This is a genomic window from Psychrobacter sp. FME13 (assembly GCF_014861395.1).
In the GTDB taxonomy this organism is placed as follows: Bacteria; Pseudomonadota; Gammaproteobacteria; order Pseudomonadales; family Moraxellaceae; genus Psychrobacter.
The window spans coordinates 1-1,058 of the sequence record NZ_RRYV01000317.1 but is presented as its reverse complement, the minus strand read 5'-3'; the positions used below and the strand labels follow the sequence as shown (position 1 = coordinate 1,058).

At 44.3% G+C, this 1,058-nt stretch carries 1 protein-coding gene; it reads left to right on the top strand.

Annotation, left to right across the window (positions count from 1 at the left end; genetic code table 11):
- Positions 1-103 precede the first annotated feature (103 nt).
- Positions 104-1,030 carry an IS30 family transposase gene (locus EI164_RS16290; RefSeq protein ID WP_192521016.1) on the top strand — a complete coding sequence of 309 codons (927 nt, stop codon included), beginning with the start codon at positions 104-106 and terminating at the stop codon, positions 1,028-1,030.
- The last annotated feature ends 28 nt before the right edge of the window (positions 1,031-1,058 follow it).

The window sequence follows — 1,058 nt, the reverse complement described above, 5'->3', positions numbered from 1 at the left end:
CTTAGATTAACACATGAAGTGCAATATCAAAGAGCAGGTGAAAAAGAGGCCTAGATGCGCTAGCATCAAAGCTACTATCCACCGCCAAAGTGAGATTGCAACCATGAGCTATACACATCTAAGCCTAGAGGAACGATATCAGATTTATGCCCTTAGAGGGGCACAACATAGTATTAAATTTATAGCAGGGGCATTAGGCAGAAGTCCCAGCACCATATCAAGAGAGCTTAGACGCAATAAAAGCCTACGAGGCTACCGAGCAAAGCATGCAGACAACACCGCTAAAGCGAGGCGAGCAAATAATGCCTTCACCATCATTTTAAACGTCTGGGACTGGGTCGTGACTAAGCTTAAACTGCAGTGGAGTCCTGAGCAAATAGCAGGCGTTCATAGTGGAGTCAGTCACATGAGTATCTATCGTTACTTATGGACGGATAAGAGGCAAGGCGGCACGCTATGGCAATATTTAAGACGCAAAGCCAAACCCTATCGTCAAAGGCTTACCACTGAGACTCGTGGGCGTATTAATGACAGGGTCTCAATTCATGAGCGCCCTCATGTAGTAAAAGAGCGATCCCGCATCGGTGATTGGGAAGCGGACACCATCATTGGTAAAAACCACAAACAAGCTATCGTGACAGTGGTAGAGCGAAAGACAGGTTTGGTTAAGATGAAGCGAGTGACTAAAAAGAGTGCTCATCTGGTCGCGGATGCGATGGTGGTTATGCTAACTCCTGTGAGACTGCACGTTAAGACGATTACGTCCGATAATGGCAAGGAGTTTGCGGATCATAAAGCCATTAAGCAAAGACTCTATAGTGGGTTTTACTTTGCTGATGCTTATGCCTCATGGCAACGAGGAACAAACGAAAATACCAATGGCTTGATTAGAGAGTACTTACCTAAAGGATGTGACTTTAGACAAGTATCTGATGATGAGGTTCAAAACATTGAAGACAGGTTAAACAACAGACCAAGAAAACGATTGGGGTTTAAAACGCCAAACCAGGTGTTTTATTCCATTACTTAGCGTTGCACTTGGTGTGTTAATCTAAGTT

Bases quoted from the DNA above. Each gene is read 5' to 3' on its own strand.
- EI164_RS16290 (WP_192521016.1), top strand. From the start codon at position 104: ATGAGCTATACACATCTAAGCCTAGAGGAACGATATCAGATTTATGCC.